Origin of the sequence: Nonomuraea sp. KM90 (assembly GCF_052246675.1) — a bacterium.
GTDB lineage: Bacteria > Actinomycetota > Actinomycetes > Streptosporangiales > Streptosporangiaceae > Nonomuraea.
This window is the reverse complement of record NZ_JBQQCB010000131.1, coordinates 12,528-27,039: the sequence shown is the minus strand read 5'-3', so window position 1 is coordinate 27,039 and position 14,512 is coordinate 12,528. Positions and strand designations below refer to the sequence as shown.

General features: G+C 70.3%; 14 protein-coding genes. 7 read left to right on the top strand and 7 right to left on the bottom strand.

All coding sequences use genetic code 11. The features are described from left to right. Positions 1 to 242: 242 nt before the first annotated feature. Together ACTWPW_RS53745 and ACTWPW_RS53740 are read right to left on the bottom strand one after the other, a co-directional pair. Complete coding sequence (locus ACTWPW_RS53745) at positions 243 to 1,412, bottom strand: acyl-CoA dehydrogenase family protein (RefSeq protein ID WP_443173525.1); 1,170 nt, start codon at positions 1,410 to 1,412, stop codon at positions 243 to 245. A gap of 97 nt (positions 1,413 to 1,509) precedes the next feature. Further along, positions 1,510 to 2,709 carry a cytochrome P450 gene (locus ACTWPW_RS53740; protein ID WP_375110583.1) on the bottom strand — a complete coding sequence of 400 codons (1,200 nt, stop codon included), beginning with the start codon at positions 2,707 to 2,709 and terminating at the stop codon, positions 1,510 to 1,512. A gap of 104 nt (positions 2,710 to 2,813) precedes the next feature. Between ACTWPW_RS53740 and ACTWPW_RS53735 the strand changes: the two genes are divergently transcribed. From ACTWPW_RS53735 to ACTWPW_RS53720, 4 genes are all read left to right on the top strand, one after another. Further along, positions 2,814 to 3,347, top strand: a complete 534-nt coding sequence (locus ACTWPW_RS53735) for a hypothetical protein (RefSeq protein WP_375110584.1) — start codon at positions 2,814 to 2,816, stop codon at positions 3,345 to 3,347. 20 nt (positions 3,348 to 3,367) lie between these two features. Beyond that, positions 3,368 to 3,799 carry a T3SS (YopN, CesT) and YbjN peptide-binding chaperone 1 gene (locus tag ACTWPW_RS53730; protein ID WP_375110585.1) on the top strand — a complete coding sequence of 144 codons (432 nt, stop codon included), beginning with the start codon at positions 3,368 to 3,370 and terminating at the stop codon, positions 3,797 to 3,799. Positions 3,800 to 4,085: 286 nt separating this feature from the next. After that, positions 4,086 to 5,192: a hypothetical protein gene (locus ACTWPW_RS53725; protein ID WP_443173524.1), complete on the top strand. Its 1,107-nt coding sequence runs from the start codon at positions 4,086 to 4,088 to the stop codon at positions 5,190 to 5,192. After that, entirely contained in the window at positions 5,143 to 6,447 is a 1,305-nt protein-coding gene (locus ACTWPW_RS53720) for an epoxide hydrolase family protein (protein WP_443173523.1), read from the top strand. Before ACTWPW_RS53725 ends, ACTWPW_RS53720 begins: the two co-directional genes overlap by 50 nt. A gap of 58 nt (positions 6,448 to 6,505) precedes the next feature. Here ACTWPW_RS53720 and ACTWPW_RS53715 read toward each other — a convergent pair whose 3' ends face one another. The 3 genes from ACTWPW_RS53715 to ACTWPW_RS53705 all read right to left on the bottom strand — a co-directional run bounded on the left by ACTWPW_RS53715 (position 6,506) and on the right by ACTWPW_RS53705 (position 9,113). Continuing rightward, a complete protein-coding gene (locus ACTWPW_RS53715) occupies positions 6,506 to 6,940 on the bottom strand; it encodes a BP74-related protein (RefSeq protein WP_443173522.1) in 435 nt (144 codons plus the stop codon). A 183-nt stretch (positions 6,941 to 7,123) separates the two neighbouring features. Continuing rightward, the gene (locus ACTWPW_RS53710; RefSeq protein WP_443173521.1) at positions 7,124 to 8,254 is read right to left on the bottom strand and encodes a PQQ-dependent sugar dehydrogenase; all 1,131 of its coding nucleotides are present in this window, start codon (positions 8,252 to 8,254) and stop codon (positions 7,124 to 7,126) included. 124 nt (positions 8,255 to 8,378) lie between these two features. Continuing rightward, positions 8,379 to 9,113, bottom strand: coding sequence for an SDR family oxidoreductase (locus tag ACTWPW_RS53705; protein ID WP_375110590.1), 735 nt, complete (start codon positions 9,111 to 9,113; stop codon positions 8,379 to 8,381). Positions 9,114 to 9,232: 119 nt separating this feature from the next. Here ACTWPW_RS53705 and ACTWPW_RS53700 point away from each other — a divergent pair, with 119 nt between their 5' ends. From ACTWPW_RS53700 to ACTWPW_RS53690, 3 genes are all read left to right on the top strand, one after another. Further along, positions 9,233 to 9,931, top strand: coding sequence for a TetR/AcrR family transcriptional regulator (locus ACTWPW_RS53700; protein ID WP_375110591.1), 699 nt, complete (start codon positions 9,233 to 9,235; stop codon positions 9,929 to 9,931). A 171-nt stretch (positions 9,932 to 10,102) separates the two neighbouring features. Then, positions 10,103 to 10,654 (top strand): hypothetical protein, encoded by a 552-nt coding sequence (locus ACTWPW_RS53695; protein WP_443173520.1) that lies wholly within the window; start codon positions 10,103 to 10,105, stop codon positions 10,652 to 10,654. Further along, a complete protein-coding gene (locus ACTWPW_RS53690) occupies positions 10,645 to 10,989 on the top strand; it encodes a tail fiber domain-containing protein (RefSeq protein ID WP_443173519.1) in 345 nt (114 codons plus the stop codon). The genes ACTWPW_RS53695 and ACTWPW_RS53690 overlap by 10 nt, the downstream gene beginning before the upstream one ends. Before the next feature lie 131 nt (positions 10,990 to 11,120). On the opposite strand, the gene ACTWPW_RS53685 is transcribed toward ACTWPW_RS53690, so the two are convergent. Both ACTWPW_RS53685 and ACTWPW_RS53680 read right to left on the bottom strand, forming a co-directional pair. Further along, positions 11,121 to 12,785 carry a VanW family protein gene (locus tag ACTWPW_RS53685; RefSeq protein WP_443173518.1) on the bottom strand — a complete coding sequence of 555 codons (1,665 nt, stop codon included), beginning with the start codon at positions 12,783 to 12,785 and terminating at the stop codon, positions 11,121 to 11,123. A gap of 734 nt (positions 12,786 to 13,519) precedes the next feature. Beyond that, positions 13,520 to 14,500 (bottom strand): C40 family peptidase, encoded by a 981-nt coding sequence (locus tag ACTWPW_RS53680; RefSeq protein WP_375110595.1) that lies wholly within the window; start codon positions 14,498 to 14,500, stop codon positions 13,520 to 13,522. Positions 14,501 to 14,512: the final 12 nt, after the last annotated feature.

Here is a 14,512-nt window from a genome sequence, read left to right as displayed (position 1 = left end):
CCCCGGGGGTCGTGCGTGACGACCGTGTGGTCGGCCGCCAGCGCCTCGGCCAGCGGCACGAAGTGGGCCGCGGCCATCGGCGCGCCGACCAGCAGCAGCAGCGGCCCCGAGCCGCGTACCTCGTAGCGCAGCCGCACGCCGGGACGCTCCAGGAAGTGGGTGGCGGTCGTCATGGCGGGTTCAACCTTCCTCCGAGGTCACGTGTCGGACATTGGACCTCCGCCGCCCGGAGAACTCATCGGTCATGGACCCTCCAGGGTGGTGATCGCCCACGACTGGCCCTGCGCCAGGCCGGCCAGCTCGCGGCCGCACTCCTGGAGCATCTGCGGTCCTGCCAGGATGTGCTGGGTGCCGGCGTGCACGTCCCTGAACAGCCGCTGGATCAGCCCGTCGCGCAGCGCCGAGGTGCCGCCCGACGCGTACACGAACCTGGCCACCTCGGCGAGCATCGCAGTGAGGTGGTTGAGCGTGAGCCGCATCATGGTCTCCTGGCGTACGTCGAGCGTCCCGCCCGAGTCCAGGGTGCGTTCCGTGTCCTCCCACGTCTCGCGCACCAGGGCCTTCGCCGCGCGGAACTTCGCCTCGGCCCGGGCGAAGTCGGCGTGGAAGGCGTCGGTGTCGGCGATCTGGCCCGGCCGCCCGGTCCGCGCCGCCGCGTAGCGGGCCAGCTCGTCGAGCAGCCGCCGGCCGACGCCGAGCGCCCAGCCGGTGTGGCAGATCAGCGCCTGGTCGAGCAGGCCGAGCCGGTAGATCGCGCCGCCGCGCAGCGGCTCGGCCAGGTCGAAGACGTGCGTGTACGGCTCCGGTACGAAGGCGCCGTCGATCGAGTAGTCGATGCTGCCCGTCGCCCGCAGGCCCAGGACGTCCCAGTTGCCGAGCATCTTGACGTCCTCGACAGGGGTGATGAAGATCCGTACCTCGTCGGTGCCCTCGATGGCGCCCAGGCTGTGAGCGTACTGGGAGTGGTACATGCCCGAGGCGAAGCCCCACTGCCCGGTCAGGCGGAAACCGCCGTTCTCGCGTACGGCGATGCCCGCCCGCGTGCCCTGGCCCGCGATCAGCGGCATCCGGGGGCCCTTGAACATCTGCTCGACGGCCTCGTCACCCAGGTACGCGCCGGCGGTGCCGTTCTCCAGGTTGGTGGCCATGACCACCCAGCCCGTCGAGGGGTCGGCGTACGAGAGCTGTTCGAAGACGGCGAGCAGTTCCCTGGGGGACGATTCGGCACCGCCGAGCGCCTCGGGCACCCAGAGGCCGAAAAGTCCCGCCTCGTGCAGGGCGTCCACGACGGGGGTGGTGAGCCTGCCCAGCTTCTCGGCCTCGGCCGCCTCCCCCTCGATCAGCGGGCGCAGCTCGCGGGCGCGGTCCAGCAGGGTGGTCCCGGCGGAGTGAAGTCGCGGCGTATCGCTCATTTCCAGGTGCTCCTGTTCCTGATCGTCGGCGCTCTTACTCCGTCAGATCACGTATGCGGCACGTTGTCCATAGCCCCGAGTGCCAACCTCCCGGAGGTCAGCCCAGCGGGAGGCGGCGGACTCCGGTCATGGTCGGCGTGGGGATGAACTCCACCTTGTCCTCCGGATCGGTGCGCAGCGGGTCGAACCGGTCGAGCAGGATGTTCAGCGCGACCCGTCCCTCCAGCCGGGCCAGGGGCGCGCCCAGGCAGAAGTGGATGCCGCGGCCGAAGCCGAGATGCGGGTTGGGGTCGCGAGTGGGGTCGAAGACGTCTGGGTCGGGGAACTGGCGGGGATCCCTGTTGGCCGCCCCGAGCCAGGCCATGACCACCCGGTCGGCGGGGATCGTCACGCCGCCGAGATCGACGTCGCGGGTGGTGGCCCGGCCGAGGGCGGCGAACGGGGTGAGGAACCGCAGCGATTCCTCGATCGCGGCCGGGATCCGGGCGCGGTCGGCCCGCAGATCGTCCTGCTGCGCGGGGAAGGCGTCCAGGCACAGCACCGTGTTGCCGAGCAGCATGGTGGTGGTCACGTGCCCGGCGAGCAGGAGCACGATCGCGAAGTTGACCACCTGCTCGGCGGGCAGGCGTTCACCGTCCACCTCGGCCTCGACCAGCCTCGTGAGCAGGTCCGCGCGCGGCCGCCGCCGGCGCTCGGCGGCGTGGCCGGCGAGGTAGGCGCTCATCTCGTTCCACGGCTTCAGCGTGGCCTGGAGGTCGATGTCCTGCCGCTCGGCGGTCTCGTTGAACGAGATCTTGGTGTCGCGCTGGAACAGCGCGTCGGCCCACCGCTTGAACAGGGCACGATCGCTCGCCGGGACCCCCAGCAGCTCGGCGATGACGATGACGGGGAGCGGGTAGGCCAGGTCGGTCACCAGCTCGAACCGGCCGCGGTCGCGCGCCGCGTCGAGCAGCTCGTGGGTGACGGCGGCGATCCGCGGCTCCAGGTCCGCGACGACCCTGCGGGTGAAGGCGCTGGTGACCAGCTTGCGCAGCTTGCCGTGCTCCGGCGGGTCGATCTGGGTGATGAAGCCCTCCAGCGAGAAGTCCTCCATCTCCGCCAGCATGCTCTTGGGGACGACGCGCATGGTGTTGGAGGAGAACGTCGCCGGGTCGCCGAGCAGCTCCTGCAGTTCCGGGAAGCCGTAGACGTTCCATATGCCGGTTTGCGCGTCGAACTCGACGGGCGCGCCCGATCGCGGGCCGCGCAGCCAGAAGTGCTGCTCGGGGATGTCGTACCGCTCGACGATGTCGATCATTGACGCTCCTTCGTGGCGGGACCCTAGGTCGAGATAAGCGTACTTAGACGTCTAGATGCGCGCAATACATCTGGATGCTCCCAGCGCGTCGTTACACTTGCGGGATGCGAGGTGGGCGGCTCTTCCCCGTCGGGGAGGACTGGTACGAGTGGCGACAGGAGCCACCGCTTTCCAGCACCGTGCTCGTCCAGATCGCCGTGGCCGCCGGTGGCCGCCTGGTGCTCACCGGGCTGCGCATCGACGGCGCGCCGACGGCCGGGCTGCTGCGGTCGATCCCCGTGGGGCGCATCGAGGTCGCCGCCAACGCGCAACTCACCGCCGTCGACGACGTGATCACACCGGTGACCGTGAGCCGCCTCCGCCAGACCGAGCTGCCCTCGCTCGACGGTGAGGGCTGGGAGATGACCGCTCCCGACCGCGCCGTTCCCCGGCCGGCGCCGGTCCGCAAGCGCGGCCGTCCGGACGACTTCTACCGGGAGATCGCCGACACCTATCACGAGCTCGCCCAGGTGTCCGCACGTCCCGCGGCCGAGCTGGCCGAGCTCCGCGACGTCCCGATCACCACCGCGCACCGGTGGGTCAAGGAGGCCCGGCGGCGGGGATTCCTGCCGCCCGGGCGGCCCGGCACGCCCGGGTGAGGCGGGTGTAGCGTCGAACCGTGCCGAATCACGCACTCCTCCGGGCCAGGATCAACCGGCTCATCTCCGGGTACCTCGATGGGCAACCCCTCACCGCCGACATCTCCGCCGAGCCCGTCGCCATCCGATCCGGTACGGCGGTGGTCTACGTCCGCCTCGTGGAGGCCACGCCACCCGTCGTACGCGTGTTCTCGCCCCTCCTGCGCGGGATCGACCAGTCGCACGGGCTGCTGGCGGAGCTCAACGAGCTGAACGGGCGGCTCAGCTTCCTGCGCGTCTTCTGGCGCGACGGCACCGTGTTCGCCGCCACGGAGCTGCTCGCCCAGACGCTGACCAGTGCCGAGCTGGCCAACTCCTGCGACTGGCTGGCGGAGGCCGCCGACTACTACGACGTACGCCTGCGCTCCCGCTTCGGCGGAGACACGGCCTTCGCCGAGCGCCGTCCCTCATAGAGGTGATATTTCCCGAGATGGCAACGTCTGGACCAGGAGAAGGCAGGCACGGCGCGTCGAGGCTGACGGCAATTGCCGCGATATGCCATCGTGGCCCTGCTTTCACCTGCGCCCCTGGAATTACCGCGTGGCCGTCACGGCCATGAGCGGCGCGCCATCCATCACCCTGTGCGGGAGTCGCGGTCCGGCCCCGATTCTGGATCACCTCTGATACTGGCGCGCGCATCACCGACATGCCTGGGGGCGCCCACGCGCCCGATCATGAGGAAGGCTGGCCAGCGCAAGCATGACCGGCAGGCACCAGACCCCGACCACCACCACCGGCAGCACGACCACAACCACCGAAGAACGCAGAAGGGCACACCGTGCGCGGCTCAATGTCGCGAAGATCGTCGGCGGCGCCCTGGCCGCATTCACCGCCGCGATAGCCGCCTCGTACCTCGGGGTGGCTGGCACGATGATCGGCGCGGCCGTGATGAGCGTGGCCACCACGGTGGGCACCGACATCTACACCCACTACCTCCGGCGTACCGGCGACAAGGTCAAGCAGCACACCACGACCGGCCGGCGCAGACGCCCGGCCGACTCCGCGACGGCCTGGTGCGAGCGTGCCGCCGACCCTGCGCCGGGCCGGCGCGGGCGCCCGGCCGATCCTGCGACGGCCTGGCGCGGGCGCCCGGCTGACCCTGCGCCAAGCTGGCGCGGGCGCCCGGGCGACTCCACGCCTGCCGGCTCCATGCCGGCCGACTCCACGCCTGTCGACTTCACGCCGGCGGACGCGTCACTGACGGCGGATCCGTTGCCGGCGGGTGACGCGTCGCTGACGGCGGGTGACGCGTCGCTGACGGCGGACGCGGCACCCGCCACGCAGCCGCCCGCCGCATCGCGCGCCCGTATGGGCTGGCTGCGCGTGGGGGCGGCCGTGGCGCTGGTGCTCACGAGCAGCTTCGGCAGCATCCAGATCTACCAGGTCATTGCCGGCCGGACGGTGGCCGACCAGGCGAACGGCACGACCGGCCGGCAGGCCGAGCCGGCCAGGCAGCACGCCCCCAAGGCCCGGCGCACCGAGCCCGCCACACACCGGCAGCTCTACCCGTCGACCCCGACCCCGTCGGCCACCCGATCACCGTCCGCCTCGACCACACCATCGGCGACCAGCACCCACACCACCCCGACACCCGGTACGACCGCCACACCTTCGGCCACGCCCGCGTCCCCGGACGCCCCGACGACGACCGCCACACCGCAGCCCTCGGCCGCCACACCGCCCGTCCAGCCGCCCTCCGAACAGCCACCCGAGAGCATCCCGCCCTCCTCGACACCGGGAAGCCGCCCACCGGCGGATGGGGACACGGAGACCACTTCCCGGCACCGAACGCCGCAGCCACACTGATCGGACCGCATGGACCCGTACGGTGTCGGCACCAGCCGTCAGCCCGTCCGCCGCCTGGCATTACGGCATTGAACGGAGTGAGATCACATTGGCGACTTCCCTTTCCAGGAAACCTTGGCAAATCCCGGTGAACGACGAGGCGGTCGACGACCTGCGTACCCGGCTCGGACGGGTCCGCTGGCCGGACGAGATCAACGACGCGGCCTGGGGCTGGGGTGTGGACGGGTCCTACCTCCGTCACGTCGTCGAGGAGTGGGCGCGTTTCGACTGGCACCGCAAGGCGGCGGAGCTCAACGAGATTCCCCAGTTCATGGCGGACGTCGAGGGTCACCGGCTCCATTTCGTCCACATCGTGGGCGCTCCGGAGACCCCCGGCCACGCACGGCTGCCACTGCTCCTGCTCCACGGATGGCCAGGCTCGTTCGTGGAGATGCTCTCGGCCGTACCGTCCCTCACGGCGGCCGCGGCGTCGCGCGGGCTCGTGCTCGACGTGGTGATCCCCTCGCTGCCCGGGTTCGGCTACTCCGCGCGCCCCACCGCCCCGGGCACGTCCCCCGAGGTGACCGCCCGGTTGTTCCACACACTGATGGAGGGGCTCGGCCACTCCCGGTACGCCGTCCAGGGCGGGGACATCGGCGCCGGCGTAGCCATGCGCATGAGCCTGCGTGAACCCGGTGCCGTCATCGGCGTCCACCTCAACTTCCCGTCGTTCAGGTTCGAGGGCGGTACGGAGGAGGCGCCGGACGGCCCCGGGCCCCGCTACGACGCCCGCCGGGAGGCCTGGGCGCGCGAGGAGGGCGGCTACTCGCACATGCACGCGACCCGCCCGCAGACCCTCGGCTACGCGCTCGCCGACTCGCCGGTGGGCATGGCCGCGTGGATCGTCGAGAAGTTCCATGCGTGGACCGATCGGAGCGCGACGGGCGGAGCGGTCCCCGTGGGGCTCGACGAGATCCTGACGAATCTCAGCGTGTACTGGTTCAGCCAGACCATCACCTCGTCGATGCGGATGTACAAGGAGAGCGCGGCGGACCCGCTGGTGCTCTCCCCACGACGCCGCATCGAGGTCCCGGTCGGCGTCGCCGCGTTCCCGTACGAGTTGCCGATCCAGCCGAGAGAGCGGGTCGAGCAGGCCGCGAACCTCGTCCGCTGGACCGACATGCCCCGCGGCGGCCACTTCGCCGCCTTGGAGGCGCCTGACCTGCTGGCCGCGGACGTCATCGCGTTCTTCGTCGGCCTGCCCGCCGCCCGCTGAGCCGCTGACACGCCACGACCCCCCAGGGATCCCCGGGGGGTCGTGGCGTCAGCAGGCTCTAGGAGATGGGAACCTCACGGACCAGCCGGGAGCTCCACGGGCACCAGTGCCCCCCGGGCAGGAACGCGCCGCCGGCCTCGTCCAGATGGTCCTCAAGGTATTGCATGCTGGAGTCGCAGACCTCGATGGCCATCTCGAAGAAGTCGATCGTCTCAGGCTGCAGGTGGTAGCTCCACCGGGGGTTGTACGCGACGGTCCTCTTGAGGATCCGGCCGTGGACGTGGATGCGCTGCGTTTCCTCGCCACTGAGGATCCGGCGCGCGTGCGCGATCTTGGCTTGATCGGTGAGCTGGAAGACGAACCGCGGGTAGCCGTTGGTGTCGGTGAACTCGAAGTAGGCCGGCCCGGCCGCATGGGCGGGGGTGGCGGCGGAGAGGCTGAGCATGGCGACCGATACGAGTGCAGCGATGATCTTGGCGGGGATGCGTGGCATGGGGGAACCTCCGATGTTGTAGGTCTCGCTCTGCGACGCCTCCATTACACAACGTAGTTGACTCAATTCATAGAGTTATTTTCGCAGGTTGGCCGGCCCCTACCCCGTGCCTGGCGTCGCGGTGTGCCGGGCCCGGGCGGTGAGGTCGCCGATGCGGGTGGCGGCTCCGGTGATGAGGACGGATCAGGAGGTGGGCCGGACGAGCTCGACGCGGAGGATCCGATCGTCGCCCGGCCGGGCGGCGGTGCCGCCCCACGTCGCTCCGTCGGTGTTGGAGGTCGTGATCCACAGAGAGTCGTCGGGTGCCGGCTCCACCGTGCGGATCCGTCCGTAGCGCTGGGCGAAGTAGGCGACGGGGTCGCCGTCCGCCCGCGGGCCGTCGACGGGCAGGCGCCAGAGCCGCTGCCCCCCGAGCGCGCCCATCCAGACGGCCCCGCCCGCGATGGCGATGCCGGACGGCGAGGCGTCGTCGGGATGGATGGTGAAGAGCGGCCGTTCGCCGTGCGAGCCGTTCCGGCCCTCGGACTCGGGCCATCCGTAGTCGCGTCCCGGGCGCAGGACGTTCAGCTCGTCCCAGGCGCGGTGACCGAGTTCGGACGCGTAGGCGGTGCCGTCGGGGCCGAACGCGATGCCCTGCACGTTGCGATGGCCGCTGGAGTAGACGGCGGTCCCCGAGGGGTTGTCCGGCGGTACGGATCCGTCGGGGCGGATCCGCAGGATCTTGCCGTTCAGCGACTCGTCGTCGGCCGCGTTCTCGGGCGAGAAGGCGTCGCCGGTGCCGATCCAGAGGTTGCCGTCCGGCCCGAAGCGCAGGCGCCCGCCGTGATGGCGGTCGGCGGTCGCGATGCCGTCCAGGACCACCCGGTCCTGGCGCAGGGAGCGCAGGTCGGGGGTGAGGCGCAGCGCCACGACGCGGTTGGTGGGCGAGGCCGACACATAGGCGTAGACGGTGCGGTCGCTGTCGAAAGACGGTGAGGCTGCCAGCCCGAGGAGACCGCCCTCGGCGCTCACCTCGACGCCGGGAACCGTGCCGATCGGCGCGGGATCGCGGCCCTGCCTGACGTGCAGGATCCGTGCCGACGACCGCTCGGACACCAGGGCGGAGCCGTCCGGGAGGAACGTCAGGCCCCAGGGCATGGTCAGGCCGCGGGCGATCTCGGTGACCTCGCCGGGGACCAGGCCGCGCGTATCCCGCGCTGTGCTGTTCTGTGACGCGCGGGGTTCCGGATTCGTACACGCGGACAGCGGAACCAGGGCGCAGAGGAGAGCGGCGACGGCGCTGAGGCGGCCGCCGGTACGTGGGATGAGAAGCATGGCGGATCTTTCCTTCATGTCGGTCGGGCGCGCCGGGCGGGGGGACGGCACGCAGTCCCCACCCGGGCCGCTACGTGGCGAACCGTCCGATGGGGGATCCCCTTCTCTATGGCCGAGCGCGGGGTCAGGCGGCGCCGCCATTGGCGAACACGATCTGGCCGTTGACCCACCGGCCGGGGCCGGCCAGGAAGGCGACGACCTCTGCGACGTCCTGCGGGGTGCCGAGCCGGTTCATCGGGCTCAGCGCGGCGATCCGGTCGATGACCTGCTGCGACTTGCCGTCGAAGAACAGCTCCGTGGCTGTGGGGCCCGGCGCCACCGCGTTGACCGTGACGTCGCGGTCGCCGAGCTCCTTGGCGAGGATCGGGACGAGGGCCTCCACCGCCCCCTTGGTCGCGGCATACGCGCCGTAGGTCGGGAGGTGCAGGCGGGTGACGCTGGTGGAGACGGCGACGATGGCGCCGCCGGGGCGGATCCGCCGCGCGGCCCTCCTCGCCATGACGAACGTGCCCCGTACGTTGACGCGCAACTGCCGGTCCAACTCGGCCAGGTCCAGCTCGCGGGTCGGCTGCAGCGCCATCACACCCGCTGCGTTGACCACGACGTCGACAGGGCCGAGGTGCTGCTCCACGGCGTCGAAGGCGGCGGCGACCGCATCCTCGTCGGCCACGTCGGCCCGCAGCGCGATCCCGCGGGTGCCGGCCGCCTCGATCTCGCCGACGGCGGCGTCCGCCTCCTTGGCATGGGACGCGTAGACGACGGCGACGTCCTGGCCTGCCGCGGCGAGCCTGGCGGCGACGGCGCGGCCGATCCCCCGCGACCCACCGGTGACGATGGCGACCCGTGATCCGGTACTCATGAACACCCTCCTCGCTACAAGCGCTAACAATTTAAAGTTAGCATCGATAATACATCGATAACAAGATGGCGTTATCAGAAATGTTATCCATGGTGACGAACATCTGTTATCATCGATAAATGACGGCGAGCATGGACAAGCGGGAGGCGATCCTCGACGTTGCGGCGGACCTGCTGGCGCGTGCGGGAAGGGACGCCGTCTCGACCAGGGCCGTCTGTAAGGCCGCCGGCGTGCAGGCGCCGATCCTGTACCGGCTGTTCGGTGACAAGCAGGGCCTTCTGGATGCCGTCGCCGGACGAGGGCTCATGTCGTACCTCGCCGAGAAACGCGGCATCACACCCAGCGGCGACCCCGTGGAGGACCTGCGGCGCGGTTGGGATCTGCACATCTGGTTCGGCCTCGCCGAGCCCGCTCTGTACTCGCTGATCTACGGGAGCCCACGACCGGGTGCCGAGCCCGACGGGGCGAAGCAGGCCGCGGAGGTCCTCGCCGGGCTGGTGCACCGTGTCGCCCTGGCCGGTCGGCTCCGCGTCCCGGAGCAACGGGCGGCGCGCGTGATCCACGCGGCGGGCCGCGGCACCACGCTCGCCTTGATCGCGACACCGGAGGCCGAACGCGACATGGACGCCGCCCGGATCGTCCGCGAGTCGGTCATCCACGCGATCACCGAACCCGCCCCGACCGGATCTTCCCGTACCGGGGACGACGTCGTGTCCGGCGCCATCGCCCTCAGGGCCGCCCTCCCGGACCTGAAGGTCCTCAGCCCCTCCGAGGGCCAACTGCTGGGCGACTGGCTCGATCGCATCATCGACGGTTAGAGAACCCGCCGGCGGTCGTCCCGAGGTGCCGGTAGGCGTCGCCCTGCCCAAGTGACTCTCTCCTGAAGGCAAGGGCAAGAGCACCTTGAGGACATGTGCCCCATGTCAACCACGTGGAATAACAATTAGTAGTCAATAAACCACGATAAGTGACATGGGAGGAACTGCATCATGTCATCCGACCCCCGGCACAGCGACGAACTCATCACCAGCATCTCCGTCTACCTGGCCACCGGCGGCGACGATCCCGACGACGGCACGCAGGGCGGCGTCTCCAACGACCGCGCGTCCATCAGCCTCGGCATCGCGGGGCGCGAGTTCGGCCTGGCCCGATCAGACGTCACCGACCAGCAGAGAGACTCCGCGGACACCTATGTCCTCGGCGAGGGCGGCAACGTCGTCAAGCCCGACTGGAACGACCCGCGCCGCCCCCGGCGCACCCTCGGCGACCTGATCGACCACCCCGTCTACGTGCGCTTCACCCCACCGCCCGACGTCCCCGACGACGACTGGCATCTGAGCCGCGCCGACGTCACCGTCACCGGCGCCAACGGCAGCAGCGTCACCTACTCCGCCCAGCTCGGCGAGCCGGGAGTCTGGCTCGGCAGCACCTCCGGGCAGGTCGTCCACCTCGACCGCCGGCACGGTTCGGCGGAAGGCACGAAGATGCGGGCGTCCGACCGGAACCTGAAGACGGCGATCACGCCGGTGGCATGGCGTTGAGCCCACCATCGCGGCCCACTCCCGCGCCGGCCGACGGCGACCGTCCCCTCGACGGCGACGAGGTCCTGGCCAAGGTCGTCGCGCTGCCCATCAGTACCTGGCGCTACAGCTGGGATGACGAGCACGTACGTCATCTGGGCCCGATGGCCCAGGACTGGTGGGCCGCGTTCGGGCTGGGCGGCACCGACACGGCCATCAGCTGCATCGACGCCAACGGCGTCGCTCTGGTCGCGATCCAGGCACTGCATCGCGAGCTCCAGGCCCTCAAAGCCGCGCATGGCAGGGCGGGCCAACCGCCTCGCGACGCTCGGGGGGAGACACCGGCCATCGAATAGAGCGAACAGCACGCAGCGAGTTACAGACACCGGGCGCTCCCCGGAGCCCCTTCCCGGTCCGTCCTCCCGGCCGACCACACCGATGAGGCCATCTCACCTGCCGTGCAGCTCAACTGTCCGAGATCGTCGACCTAGGACTTCGTGCAGGTAAGGCGGGGCTCGACGTCGTACACGGTGTGGAAGCGCTGCTTGCGGAGGACTTTCCCGTCCTTCTTGAAGATGCGCCACACGTCGATGGCGAACCCCTCCGCGCCCTCCATGGGGATGCACTCAGGATCGGAGTCGGTGAGCTCCGTGACGGGCTTGACGTTGTAGCGCCCGGAACTCTGCGATTCGATCTCGTAGCGCTTGGTGCTCCAGAAATCCACGGTGATGGAGGTGCCGGTGTACGACGTCTTGATGAGCACCCCGTACTTCGAGTCGTTGCGCCAGCGGAAGTCCGGTTGCGGATACGAGACCGTGGACTCGCGACCGGCCGGGTAGCGGGAGATGTAGAACTGGTGGGCACGATGCTGGACGTCTTCGAAGCCGCCGAAGAAGACGGCGTTGAACATGGTGGTGGCGAACTGTGAGACGCCGCCACCGACGTCGTTGACGAACCGGTTGTTGAGGATCATCGGCGCCTCGACGAACCCACGCGCCCTGTCCCGCCGGCCGACCACGCCGTTGAGCGAGAACGTCTCCCCGGGCTGTACCACGTAGCCGTCCACGATATCGGCGATGCGGTGGATGTTGGTCACGCGCGGGGCGCAGCAGGGGTGCTGGGTGGTGTACGAGCTGACCTTCTGCTTGACGCCCAGCTTCTTCGCCTCGGCGGTGGTCACCCGCGGTTGCCGCGCCACCGCGGGCAGCTCGACGCGCCGGTCGTCTGCCGTCACGGCCTCGTTGATCGCCGGACCGAGCGCCTCGACCTCGGCGCCACGGCCCGCTCGGGAGGGGATGACCAGTGGCCGGCCATTGACGATCTTGAAGGAGGCGTCCTTCGGCGGAGTGCTCACCAGGGCCTTGGCCAGGGCCGGGGTGACGTCGGAGGCGTTGAAGGAGGGCCGCAGGCCGCCCTTGCCGTCGGAGACGAAGCGGAGGCCGGCGGCCAGCTGCTCTCTCGACACGGTGGCTTCCTTGCCGCCGCTGGCGACCGTGACAGGAGCCGCGACCGCCGTGCGCGCGGTGCTCGCGGCGACGCGACGGACCTCGGCGGCGGTAAGGGCGGGTGGCGCCACCTGAACGTCCAGTTCGGCGGAGGTGAGGCCGGCCACGAAGGCGGCCCGTACGGCCTGCGCCGACCCGTCGCGATCCAGCGTCCGGCCGGGCTTCGGCAGTGTGGCTCGCGGTTCCAGCCCCTGGTAACGGATGCCGCCCTCCACCGGCTTCTTGTCCACGGACTTGGCCAGGCCGGCGAGTCCGGCGGCGAGCCGCTTGTCGTCCACGGTGACCACGGGACGGATCTGCCGGGTGCCGAAGAGGGAGCGGGCGATGCCCACCGGCGTGGTGGCGCCCTCCATCGCGGCCGCGACCGTCGCCTGCGTGTCGAAGCCCAGCCCCAGCTCTGCGGGCGTGAGCTGTTTCCGCTTGTTCGCCGCGATCAGCGTCATTGGCTGCGTCAACCGCCCGCTCAGGCCCTCTTCGAGGCGGGCGCGAGCGGATTCGGATGGCAGCCCGCCGATATCGATGCCGTTCACCCGGGTGCCGGGAGGGACCTTCCCGGCGAGCGCGATGGCGGGGACGACGTAGGCGAGCGCCGCGATGATGACGACGGTGGCCAGGATGAGCACGAGCGGCGAGCGCAGGACGCTCATGAAGCCGCCGGACCTACGACGGGGGTTGGGCCGGGGAGCGCTCATGGGGCTGCCGGGCGGAAGACGTCCGTGCTCACCCGCGGCCCGCGCAGGATGGTCGCGTAGCTACGGTCCAGCTCGGCGTCGCTCTCGGACACGGTCGCCCGCGTGCGTTCGGCGTCGCTGCCGTGGATGAGGCCCAGGCGCGGGTCGGTGGCCTGCGGGTCGTCGGGGTGGCCACCGATCAGGTGGCCTTGGACAGGCCGTAATGGCCTGCCGGGCAGAGGACCCCGTCCCCCGGATCGACACCCAGCCCGTGGATGCGGCCGATACCCGGATCGTCGGGGGCGGGTGCTGCCGCGGAGCTGGAACGAAGCTCTACTAGCCATGATCGTAGTTAAGGTAGGTCCTGTGCCGCGCTCGCAGGCACCTGCCGAGGGAGTCGTCCGGATCCGCGTGGCGGGGACGGCCGTCGAAGCCGGGGGCGTCTCTTCTGCCGGGGCCGGCCCGTACCCCACTCTCGCGGCGCTCGCCGAGCCATCGGCTTGCCGCATCACGGGAAATGTCCACACTGACGGTCTTCGCGTCCGGATGTGCGGCTGGGACGAGCAGGGCAAAGGTGCCCTCGCTGCGACGCACGTCCAGGATTCGCATGCAGTCTCCCTCCGGCGCGCTGGCCAGTGTGGTGTATTTCTACCACTCGCCGGCACTGGCGGCCTGCCGGGCACCACATGCCAGGGGCATCGGCGGTCCGCTCAGGGACGAACAGCGCCGAGCAGGCGGTTGCGCCAGTAGTCGTCGAGGTCGACCACCTTGATGATGTCTCCGGTCTGAGGAGCGTGCACCATCTTCCCGTTGCCGGCGTACATGCCCATGTGTCCCAGTCCCTTGCTGAAGAGCAGGTCCCCAGGCTGCAGCGCGTTCAGGGGCACGCGTCGGCCGGCACCCCAGGCCCATTGGGTCCAGGTCGTCCGGGGCAATTCGACCCCGCCGGTGCGCCAGGCGGCCTGGGTGAGGCCGGAGCAGTCATAGGAGCCGGGCCCGGTGCCGCCGTATCGGTACGGTTTGCCGACCTGCCCGAAGGCGAACTGGAGCGCGAGGCGGGCGTTGCCCGAGGCCGGGCCGGTGTATTGGATGCCAGGGCTGTTGGGGTCGCCCGCCTGGAAGGTGCCCAGCCGTCGCAGGAGCTTGGTCTGTTCGTCGACCAGCTTGTCCACCTTCGCCTTCTCGCCGCGCACCCTGTCGCGTGCGTCGTCGGTCTCCGACAGGACTTGTTCGGCCTCGGCACGTCGATCCCGCAACTCCTTCGTGGTCGCCTCGTAGGCACGTATCTTGGCCGCCCTGTCCTGTGCCAACTGCTCGAGAGCGGCCATGCTGCTCAAGGCCGTTCCCGGGTCGCCCTGGAAGGCGAACCCCTGCCAGCCCGTGAGCGGGCCGTTCTGGTAGCCGTTGATCGCTATCGCGGTGAGTTCTTCGCGGAGAACCTTCGCTTGGGCGTCCTTGCGGCTGAGCTCGGTGTTGAGGGTCTCGTACTTCTTCTTGGCCGTCTTGTACGCCTCGTTCGCCTGGTTGTACCGCTCAACGAGCTGATCGGCCTGTTCGTTCAGCTTCACCAGTTTGGCCCGGACCTTGGCCGGTGACGGATCGGCGAAAGCGTCGCCGGGGGTCGCGGCCAGTGCGATCAAGGCTAACGCTGCGGCTACCGCTGCTCGCCCGAGCCTCGTCCACACGGCCACTACGATGCCTCC

What these genes read in the sequence shown, in the direction of transcription:
- ACTWPW_RS53685 (WP_443173518.1), bottom strand. Translation starts at nt 12,785, where the DNA reads ATGAGCGTCCTGCGCTCGCCGCTCGTGCTCATCCTGGCCACCGTCGTC.
- ACTWPW_RS53740 (WP_375110583.1), bottom strand. Translation starts at nt 2,709, where the DNA reads ATGATCGACATCGTCGAGCGGTACGACATCCCCGAGCAGCACTTCTGG.
- ACTWPW_RS53735 (WP_375110584.1), top strand. Translation starts at nt 2,814, where the DNA reads ATGCGAGGTGGGCGGCTCTTCCCCGTCGGGGAGGACTGGTACGAGTGG.
- ACTWPW_RS53700 (WP_375110591.1), top strand. Translation starts at nt 9,233, where the DNA reads ATGACGGCGAGCATGGACAAGCGGGAGGCGATCCTCGACGTTGCGGCG.
- ACTWPW_RS53725 (WP_443173524.1), top strand. Translation starts at nt 4,086, where the DNA reads ATGACCGGCAGGCACCAGACCCCGACCACCACCACCGGCAGCACGACC.
- ACTWPW_RS53715 (WP_443173522.1), bottom strand. Translation starts at nt 6,940, where the DNA reads ATGCCACGCATCCCCGCCAAGATCATCGCTGCACTCGTATCGGTCGCC.
- ACTWPW_RS53710 (WP_443173521.1), bottom strand. Translation starts at nt 8,254, where the DNA reads ATGCTTCTCATCCCACGTACCGGCGGCCGCCTCAGCGCCGTCGCCGCT.
- ACTWPW_RS53695 (WP_443173520.1), top strand. Translation starts at nt 10,103, where the DNA reads ATGTCATCCGACCCCCGGCACAGCGACGAACTCATCACCAGCATCTCC.
- ACTWPW_RS53720 (WP_443173523.1), top strand. Translation starts at nt 5,143, where the DNA reads ATGGGGACACGGAGACCACTTCCCGGCACCGAACGCCGCAGCCACACT.
- ACTWPW_RS53705 (WP_375110590.1), bottom strand. Translation starts at nt 9,113, where the DNA reads ATGAGTACCGGATCACGGGTCGCCATCGTCACCGGTGGGTCGCGGGGG.
- ACTWPW_RS53745 (WP_443173525.1), bottom strand. Translation starts at nt 1,412, where the DNA reads ATGAGCGATACGCCGCGACTTCACTCCGCCGGGACCACCCTGCTGGAC.
- ACTWPW_RS53690 (WP_443173519.1), top strand. Translation starts at nt 10,645, where the DNA reads ATGGCGTTGAGCCCACCATCGCGGCCCACTCCCGCGCCGGCCGACGGC.